Annotated in this window: 13 protein-coding genes; 6 read left to right on the forward strand and 7 right to left on the reverse strand. The window is 72.7% G+C overall.

The annotated features are described in order from the left end of the window. Positions 1 to 76 precede the first annotated feature (76 nt). The gene (locus tag BM051_RS05255) at positions 77 to 322 is read left to right on the forward strand and encodes a hypothetical protein (RefSeq protein ID WP_243859175.1); all 246 of its coding nucleotides are present in this window, start codon (positions 77 to 79) and stop codon (positions 320 to 322) included. A 12-nt stretch (positions 323 to 334) separates the two neighbouring features. Here the strand turns inward: BM051_RS05255 and BM051_RS05260 are convergent, their stop codons facing one another. Then, entirely contained in the window at positions 335 to 760 is a 426-nt protein-coding gene (locus BM051_RS05260; RefSeq protein WP_208325817.1) for a pyridoxamine 5'-phosphate oxidase family protein, read from the reverse strand. Positions 761 to 963: 203 nt separating this feature from the next. Between BM051_RS05260 and BM051_RS05265 the strand changes: the two genes are divergently transcribed. From BM051_RS05265 to BM051_RS30610, 5 genes are all read left to right on the forward strand, one after another. Continuing rightward, entirely contained in the window at positions 964 to 1,920 is a 957-nt protein-coding gene (locus BM051_RS05265; protein ID WP_092528709.1) for a M28 family metallopeptidase, read from the forward strand. Positions 1,921 to 2,079: 159 nt separating this feature from the next. Continuing rightward, positions 2,080 to 2,262: a hypothetical protein gene (locus BM051_RS05270; protein ID WP_092528711.1), complete on the forward strand. Its 183-nt coding sequence runs from the start codon at positions 2,080 to 2,082 to the stop codon at positions 2,260 to 2,262. Positions 2,263 to 2,513: 251 nt separating this feature from the next. Beyond that, on the forward strand, positions 2,514 to 3,008 hold the full coding sequence (locus BM051_RS05275; RefSeq protein ID WP_243859176.1) for a hypothetical protein: 495 nt from the start codon (positions 2,514 to 2,516) through the stop codon (positions 3,006 to 3,008). Between the two features lie 43 nt (positions 3,009 to 3,051). Next, entirely contained in the window at positions 3,052 to 3,528 is a 477-nt protein-coding gene (gene bcp, locus BM051_RS05280; protein ID WP_092528713.1) for a thioredoxin-dependent thiol peroxidase, read from the forward strand. Positions 3,529 to 3,604: 76 nt separating this feature from the next. After that, complete coding sequence (locus tag BM051_RS30610; RefSeq protein ID WP_424923205.1) at positions 3,605 to 4,099, forward strand: NACHT N-terminal Helical domain 1-containing protein; 495 nt, start codon at positions 3,605 to 3,607, stop codon at positions 4,097 to 4,099. On the opposite strand, the gene rdgB is transcribed toward BM051_RS30610, so the two are convergent. The 6 genes from rdgB to BM051_RS05310 all read right to left on the reverse strand — a co-directional run bounded on the left by rdgB (position 4,014) and on the right by BM051_RS05310 (position 8,224). Beyond that, positions 4,014 to 4,619 carry an RdgB/HAM1 family non-canonical purine NTP pyrophosphatase gene (rdgB, locus tag BM051_RS05285; RefSeq protein WP_092528715.1) on the reverse strand — a complete coding sequence of 202 codons (606 nt, stop codon included), beginning with the start codon at positions 4,617 to 4,619 and terminating at the stop codon, positions 4,014 to 4,016. The two genes, BM051_RS30610 and rdgB, sit on opposite strands and share 86 nt — an antisense overlap. Further along, entirely contained in the window at positions 4,616 to 5,395 is a 780-nt protein-coding gene (gene rph, locus BM051_RS05290) for a ribonuclease PH (RefSeq protein WP_092528717.1), read from the reverse strand. Before rph ends, rdgB begins: the two co-directional genes overlap by 4 nt. A 65-nt stretch (positions 5,396 to 5,460) precedes the next feature. After that, on the reverse strand, positions 5,461 to 6,228 hold the full coding sequence (locus BM051_RS05295; RefSeq protein WP_092528719.1) for an MBL fold metallo-hydrolase: 768 nt from the start codon (positions 6,226 to 6,228) through the stop codon (positions 5,461 to 5,463). 60 nt (positions 6,229 to 6,288) lie between these two features. After that, positions 6,289 to 7,137: a glutamate racemase gene (murI, locus tag BM051_RS05300; RefSeq protein ID WP_092528721.1), complete on the reverse strand. Its 849-nt coding sequence runs from the start codon at positions 7,135 to 7,137 to the stop codon at positions 6,289 to 6,291. Positions 7,138 to 7,147: 10 nt separating this feature from the next. Further along, positions 7,148 to 7,534 carry a DUF1622 domain-containing protein gene (locus BM051_RS05305; RefSeq protein ID WP_092528723.1) on the reverse strand — a complete coding sequence of 129 codons (387 nt, stop codon included), beginning with the start codon at positions 7,532 to 7,534 and terminating at the stop codon, positions 7,148 to 7,150. Positions 7,535 to 7,570: 36 nt separating this feature from the next. Beyond that, the gene (locus tag BM051_RS05310) at positions 7,571 to 8,224 is read right to left on the reverse strand and encodes a rhomboid family intramembrane serine protease (RefSeq protein ID WP_243859177.1); all 654 of its coding nucleotides are present in this window, start codon (positions 8,222 to 8,224) and stop codon (positions 7,571 to 7,573) included. Positions 8,225 to 8,352 lie beyond the last annotated feature (128 nt).

The raw sequence follows: 8,352 nt of genomic DNA on the forward strand, positions 1-8,352 counted from the left end.
GATCCGTGTGGTAACTGCGGCGGGCTCGGGCAGGTCCCCGGCACGTGACTGCGAGCTGTGCCATGGCAGCGGAACGATGACCTGGCAGCAGCCCTGCCCGCCGCACGGCCTGCGCACGCTCGAGCTGCCCTGCCCGAACGGGTGCGGCGGGCACTGGACCCATCCCGCCGCCGAGCGCGACCGCGTGGTCGACCCGCCGGACGACCGGCCCACCCGCGTCGCCGGCAACGCCGACGCGGCCAACCGTCTCGGCGCCGACTTCATCGCCGGGGCGCTGCGCTACTGGGGCATCGACCACCCCGCGTGGCGCGACCGGAGCTGAGGCCCCTCCCGGTCAGCCGCGCATCTTGCGGAAGTCCCAGCTGGCGATCTTGTTCGGCGTCACCTTCAACCACGCGTGCCGGCCGTCGTAGGGCATCGCGTCGAGGTCGAAGTACTTCCGCGCGAAGAGCGCCTCCGGCTCGGCCAGCTCCGGCTGGTCCGCACCGGTTCGCGGGACCTCGCCGACGACCTCCGCGGTGCCGGTGATCTCCACCCCGCGCAGCTCGAGGTAGTCGTGCCCGGAGTCGACCAGCACGGCGACCCGCGGGTCCCGGTTCAGGTCCACCCACCGCTGGCTGTCGGTGATCGAGTACAGCCACACGGCCCGGTCGTGCCACACGAACCACAGCGCCGTGACGTGCGGACCCTGCTCGCTGGTGGTCGCCACCCGGCAGGTCCGCTGCTCGGCGAGATAGGCGTCGACCTCGTCGGGGGCCATCGCGACCCGGCGGCTCCGTCGTTGGGGTCTCAACTGCTCCGGCACCGGCGACTCCCCGGGTTGCGTTCAACGTTGCACGCAAGTTCTACCACCGATGGCCGGTGAATTGCGTGGGCTACCTACCGTTGCCCTTATTGTTTCGGCCCGACGCCACCCGCGACGCTCATGGTGACGGATCTCGCCCTGCCGAAGGAGTTCCCACCATGAAGCTGCGCCACCCACGCGCCGCGCTCCCCGCGATGGTCGCCGCCCTGCTCACCGCGGCGTCGCTCGCGTCCGCACCGGCCACCGCCGCGCCGACCGCGCTGGCCCCGCCGGACATCCCGGTCGCCAACATCCAGGCACACCTGAACGCGTTGCAGCAGGCCGCGTCCCGCAACGGCGGCAACCGGGCACACGGCCGGCCCGGCTACCGCGCCTCGGTCGACTACGTCAAGGGCCGGCTCGACGCCGCCGGGTACCGGACGCGGATCCAGGAGTTCACCTACAACGGGTACCGCGGCTACAACCTGATCGCCGACTGGCCCTACGGCGACCCGAACAACGTGCTGATGGCCGGCGGCCACCTGGACAGCGTCACCGCGGGTCCCGGCATCAACGACAACGGGTCGGGCTCGGCGGGGCTGCTCGAGGTCGCGCTGACCGTGTCCAGGGAGGGCCTGCGGCCGAACCGGCAACTGCGCTTCGGCTGGTGGGGGGCCGAAGAGCTGGGCCTGGTCGGCTCCCGCTACTACGTCAACAGCCTGACCAGCACCGAGCGGAGCCGGATCAGGGGCTACCTGAACTTCGACATGATCGGCTCGCCGAACCCCGGGTACTTCGTGTACTCCGCGTCCGGCCAGCCGTCCGGCTCGGCCACCCTGGAGAACGCGCTGCGGGCCGGGTTCCAGGCCGAGGGCGTGCCGATCGAGTTGACCAGCGTGGGCGGCCGGTCCGACCACGCGTCGTTCGCCAGGGCCGGCATCCCGGTGGGCGGCACGTTCAGCGGCGCGGAGGGCTACAAGTCCTCGGCGCAGGCGCGGAAGTGGGGCGGCACGGCGGGCGCGCCGTTCGACCGGTGCTACCACCGGTCGTGTGACACCACCAGCAACATCAGCAGCACCGCGCTGGACCGACACACCGACGTGATCGCCCACGCGGTGTACTCGCTGGCCGGCTGAGGGGCATCGGGCCCGCCGCCGCCCCGGGGCGGGCGGGCCCGGCACCGGCCGGAGGCGGCGGAGTCCGACGACCTCACCCCGATCCCCGCCTCCGGCCACCCGGCTTGACCCCCCGCCCGCGAGTCGTACGGTGAAGGCTGATCGCGGGAGGTCGAACGGATGCCGACACGCAACCCGCTGCGGTGGCTGGTGCACTGGGCGGACTGGTTCGAGATGCGTGGCGTCTACGTGCCGGGCGAGGACAACCGCACGGTCGACCCGTGGCGCGACTTCGGCTGGCTCATCGTGGCGTGGCTGGCCGGGCTCGGGGTGTTCATCCTGTTCTTCGCGCTCGCCGTGTGACCGCTCGTCGCGGGCGCTTCTCCCTGTACGGTAACCAATTCGAGTGATTGGCATCACCGCCAGTGCTCCGACTATCACGGGTCGGACACGGCGGGACACCAGCTCCGCCTCAACCCGCGGATCTTCCTCGCCCACGCGCGCGGACCCGGCCAGAGTGGAACCCGTCGGGCGACTACCGCCACCGAACGGACCAAATGGCTTACAGCAAACGGAGTAGCGCAGTGGCACCTCGACGCCGTAGCGTCACCTTGGTGGGGTGCGCACTGCTGGCCGTCACCGCGTGCGGCGCTCCCACCAGCATGGACGCACCGACGAGCGCCGTGGGCGGGGTGCGGATGGAGCGGACCGTCCCCGGCACGCTGGAGTTCGGCCGGGACCACCGTTTCGACTCGGGGGTGACGGTGGTGGTGTCCACGCCGAAGATGTTCCGCCCCAGCGACACCGCCTATCCGCAATCGGAACGGGCGGTCGCGTTCGAGGTCTCGATCTACAACGACGGGCCGCAGCCGTACCGGTTGTCGGACCTCGTGGTGCGGGCCGCGGTGAACGACGTGCCGGCCAAGCAGGTGGTCGACGCGACGCAGGGGTTCAACGGGATCGTCGACGCCGACCGTGACGTACCGCCGCAACGCAACGTGCGGGTGAACCTGGCGTTCGCGGTGCCGCCGGAGCCGGCGCCGCTGAGCGTGACGGTGCGGCCGGAGCCGGGCAGCGAGGACACGGCGGTGTACGTCGGCTCGGCGTGACCTGTCGGCCCGCCCTGTCGGACCCGCTCGCTAGGGTGACGGCATGACCGAGCAGAAGCGGCTCTCCCCCGGCGACCCCGCACCCGACTTCACCCTGCCGGACAGCACCGGCAACGAGGTCTCGCTGTCGGACTTCCGTGGCCGGTCGGTGGTGGTGTACTTCTACCCGGCGGCCGGGACGCCGGGGTGCACCAAGCAGGCGTGCGACTTCCGGGACAACCTCGGCGAGCTGGCCGGCGCGGACTACGAGGTGCTGGGGATCTCGCCGGACAAGCCGGAGAAGCTGGCGAAGTTCGCCGAGGCCGAGGGGCTGAGCTTCCCGCTGCTGTCCGACCCCGACAAGAAGGTGCTCACCGAGTGGGGCGCCTACGGGGAGAAGAAGAACTACGGCCGCGTGGTCCAGGGTGTGATCCGGTCGACGTTCGTGGTCGACCCGGAGGGCACGATCGTCAAGGCGCTGTACAACGTGCGCGCCACCGGCCACGTCGCGAAACTGTTGAAGGACCTCTCGATCGCCTGACCCAGCGAACCTCCGTCGCCCGGCTCGACTCGCCACGCGGCCTTCACCCGGCTGCCGGCTTGCCCCGGACCGCGGCGTGCGGGCACGATCCGCCGCACGCGAGATCAGGGGAGGCCGCCATCACCGGGACCGAGGGCCGCGCTCGAGCTGGGGTCGACCATCGCCACCTCCGCCGCGGTCCTGGCCGCAACGACGCCGCGCGACGTTCGTCCGGACGGCCACTCTGGCCGAGCTGGCCGCCGACGAGCTGAAGGGCCCGCTGCGGCGAGCCGACCTGGACACGCCGGTCCACCGGCTCGGGCTGCAGGTGGCCACGCAGCTCGCCACCGGGATCGGGCAACGGTTCGCCGCGCTGCCGGACAACGAGGGGGAAGCGGCGCTGCTGGCCGTGGGCGACCGCCCGTTGTCCGGGAAGAGCCTTGCCGTGACGCTCGGTTCCCGTCAGGAGTACGTCGGGCTGGAGGACGTCGGACCGGAGGCGAGGATCAGATCGTCAGCTCTTCCAGACAGGGCAGAAGGGCGCGGAGGGCGCGGCCGCGGTGGGAGGCGGCGTCCTTCTCCTCCGGGGTGAGCTCGGCCGAGGTCCGCGTCTCGCCCTCGGGGACGAAGATCGGGTCGTAGCCGAAGCCGTGGGTGCCGCGCGGCTCGCGGGTGAGGGTGCCACGCCACTCGCCGCGCACCACCGTCTCCGCACCGCTCGGGGTGACCAGCGCCGCGGCGCACACGAAGGCGGCGCCGCGGCGCTCGTCGGGCACGTCGGCGAGCTGGCCGAGCACCAGCTCCAGGTTCGCGCGGTCGTCGCCGTGGCGGCCGGCCCACCGGGCGGACAGCACCCCGGGCATCCCGTTCAGCGCGTCCACCGCCAGCCCCGAGTCGTCGGCCACGGCGGGCAGGCCGGTGGCCTTCGCCGCGTCGCGGGCCTTGGCCAGCGCGTTCTCCTCGAAGGTCGCGCCCGTCTCGGGGGCCTCGGGGAACTCCGGTACGTCGGCAAGGCCCACCACGGCCACCCCGGAGACCCCGGCCCGCTCCAGGATCCGCCGCAGCTCGGCGAGCTTCTTGGCGTTGCGGGTCGCGAGGAGAAGCCGCGTCACTTGCCCTTCGCCTTCTTCCCGGTCGCCGGCGGGCTCGGCAACTCACCCGGGTACGGCGCCGCCAGCGCCTCGCTCTGCCTGCGGGACAGTTCCGCGCACCCGGCCAGCGCCATGTCCAGCATCTTGTCCAAAGTAGACCGCGTGAAGGTGGCGCCCTCGCCGGTGCCCTGCACCTCGATCAGCGTGCCCACGTCGGTGACCACCACATTGGCGTCCACCTCCGCCCGCGAGTCCTCCTCGTACGGCAGGTCGAGCCGCACCCTGCCGTCCACCACGCCGACACTCACCGCGGCCACCCCGGTCGACAGCGGCTGCGGATCGGCCAGCCGCCCCGCCGCCGCCAGCCAGGTCACCGCGTCGGCCAGCGCCACATAGGCACCGGTGATCGCGGCGGTGCGGGTGCCGCCGTCGGCCTGGATCACGTCGCAGTCGATCACGATCGTGTTCTCCCCCAGCGCGGCCAGGTCGATGCACGCCCGCAGCGACCGCCCGATCAACCGGCTGATCTCGTGCGTCCGCCCGCCGATCCGGCCCTTCACCGACTCCCGGTCGCCGCGCGTGTTCGTGGCGGAGGGCAGCATCGCGTACTCGGCGGTGACCCACCCGAGCCCCGACCCGGCCCGCCACCGCGGCACCCCCTCGGTGACACTCGCCGCGCACAGCACTCGCGTGTTGCCGAACTCCACCAGCACCGACCCGGCCGGCCACTTCTGGTACCCCCGGGTGATCCGCACCTCGCGGAGCTCGTCGTCGTTCCTGCCGTCTTTTCTCACCACGCCTGCACTCTAGAGCCCGGTGGTGACACCCGCCGACGACACCCGCCACCGGCGACTCCGGCGGCTCAGAACTCGTAGACCGCCCCCTGCTCGACGAGCTCGGCGGCGGGGAACCCCGCCCGCGCCTCGGCGAGCACGGCCGCCCGGTCGGTCCACGGCGCGATGTGGGTGAGCAGCAGGCGCCGGGCCCCGGCCCGGCAGGCCAGCTCCCCCGCCTGCCGACCCGACAGGTGCACCCCGCGCGGCCGGTCCGGCGCGTCGGTCCAGGTCGCCTCGCACAGCAGCACGTCGGCACCGGCCGCCAGCTCGTCCAGCGCGGCGCACGGCCCGGTGTCGCCGGTGTAGGCCAGCGTCCCGTCCCGCCACCGCATCCGCAGGCCCCACGCTTCCGTGGGGTGGTCCATCGAGAACGCCGTCAGCTCGACCGGGCCGACCCGCACCGGACCGCGCCCCAGCGGGTGGAAGTCGTAGACGTCGGAGAGATCCGTCTCCAGCCGCTCCGCCTCGTGCGGCGCGTAGGCGTTGGCCAGCCGCTCCGGCGCCTCGGCCGGCGCGTAGACCGGCAGCCGGCGCGGCCGCTCGGGGTACGGCGCCGCGGGATGGTAGCGGCGGAGCACGGTCAGCGCGCTGAAGTCCGCGCAGTGATCCGGGTGCAGGTGCGACAGCAGCAGCGCGTCCAGGTCGAAGGGGCTGCGCACCCCTTGCAGCTCGGCCAGCGTGCCGTTGCCGAGCTCGAGCCCGAGCACGAAGCCGTCGACCTCGAGGAGGTAACCCGACGCCGCCGTGCGCGGGCCGGGAACGCTGCCCGCGCAGCCGAGGATGGTCATTCGCACGCCGACACCTTACAGCGCTGGTAGATACCAATCCGACCGAAAGCAAGCTGTTCGGCCAGGTCAGTACGTTGCCACAGTCCGCTTACTTTCGGTCTCCTTGGTATGTGGATCAGCGGCGGACTCCGCCGAGACGTGGGCCAGCCCCATGAACCGCCGGGCCAGCCGGGTGAACGGCTCCGCCGAGCCGGTGGCGACGAACTCGTGCCGCGGCGGCTCCGCGCGGGCGCTGAGCAGGTCGAGGTCGGTGAGCACGCGGACCACGTCCTTCGCGGTCTCCTCCGCGCTGGAGACCAGCGTCACCTCCTGACCCATCACGATCTGCAGCACCCCGGTCAGCATCGGGTAGTGCGTGCAGCCGAGCACCAGCGTGTCCACCTCGGCGCGCAGCAGCGGCTCCAGGTAGCCCTGGGCGAGGCCGAGCACCTGCCGGCCGGAGGTGACGCCGCGCTCGACGAAGTCGACGAACCGCGGGCAGGCCACGCTGGTGACCCGCGCGTCCCTGGCCGCGGCGAAGGCGTCCTCGTACGCGCGGGAACGGATGGTGCCCTCGGTGCCGATCACCCCGATCCGCCCGGACCGGGTCGCCGCCACCGCCCTGCGCACCGCCGGCAGCACCACCTCCACCACCGGCACCGGGTAGCGCTCGCGGGCGTCACGCAGGCACGCCGCCGACGCCGTGTTGCAGGCGATGACCAGAGCCTTCACCCCGCCGGTCACAAGGTCGTCGAGCGCGCCCAGGGCGAGCTCCCTGGCCCTGGCGATGGGCAGCGGGCCGTACGGGTTGTGCGCGGTGTCCCCGACGTAGCGCAACCGCTCGCCGGGGAGCTGGTCGAGGATGGCGCGGGCCACGGTGAGCCCACCCACTCCGGAGTCGAACACGCCGATCGGAGCGTCCCGGTCTGGGGTCACGACCGCGAGACTACCGGTCGGTCACCGCGGCGCCGCCGGCGTTGTGGCGCGCGCCGCGTGGCTTCTGCCACGGCCAGCGGCCCTCGAGCTCGACCTCCAGCGAGAAACTGAGGAAGGTCCGCACGAGCACGATCGCGGCGAGGACGCCGACGCTCTGCAGACTCGGGTCGACCGCCACGGTGCCGATGATGTCCCCGGCCACCAGGAACTCCAGGCCGAGCAGGATCGCCCTGCCCAGGCTCTGCCGGTACCCGCGGTAGAGCCCGCCCGACCGCTCGCCGCGGGTGACGCGGTAGCCGAACACGGCGGTGGCCACCAGCGCGCCGACGACGATGACCACCACCCCGGCCACCTCGACCGCCGTGCCGACCGCCTGGATGAGGTGCTCGACGTTCACGGTCCCTCCTCCCGAGATCGACAGGAGGGAGCGACGTTACCCGCCGACCGCGGGGCCCGCCGGCCGGCGCGCGGCCCTCGCTCGATCCGCCCTGCCGACCAGCCACGCGGCGAGCACCCCGGCCAGCGCGCCGAACAGGTGCCCCTGCCACGAGACGTTCGGGCTGCTCGGCAGCACGCCCCACAGCATCCCGCCCCAGATCACGAACAGCACCGCGGCCAGCGCCAGCTGCCTGGCGCTGCGGTTGAACAGCCCGCGGACCAGCAGGAACGCCAACCAGCCGAAGGCGAGCCCGGAGGCACCCACGGTCACCGCGTTCCCCGGCGCGGTGAGCCACACGCCGAGCCCGCCGAGCACCCAGATCACCGCGGTCACGGTCACCCACTGCCCGATGCCGCCGGCCATCGCCAGGAACGCGAACACCAGCACCGCGACGGTGTTGCTCAGCAGGTGGCCCCAGCCGTCGTGCAGCAGCGGCGCCCACGCGATGCCGTCCAGCCCGCCGAGGCTGCGGGCGACGATGCCGCCCTGGTCCAGGTCGGCCGGCAACACGACGTCGACGAGCTCGACCAGGTACAGCAACACGGTGAAGCCGAGCGCGACGACCGCGGCCGCCTTCGGGTTCGGTGGCAGGATGCGCTTGCCCGGGCTCGTGGTGGGTTTCGGCGAAGGTGCAGGCAAGGTACTCACGCCCCCTCCTCGCTGGCGCTCGTCGGCGGCGTTCGCCGGACTGCTGTGTTGAACGGCGAGCTCGCACGCTCGCTCGCGGACCCCTCCTCGCTGGCACTCGTCGGCGACGTTCGCCGGACCACTGTGTT

It is taken from the genome of Amycolatopsis arida (assembly GCF_900115565.1).
Classification (GTDB): domain Bacteria; phylum Actinomycetota; class Actinomycetes; order Mycobacteriales; family Pseudonocardiaceae; genus Yuhushiella; species Yuhushiella arida.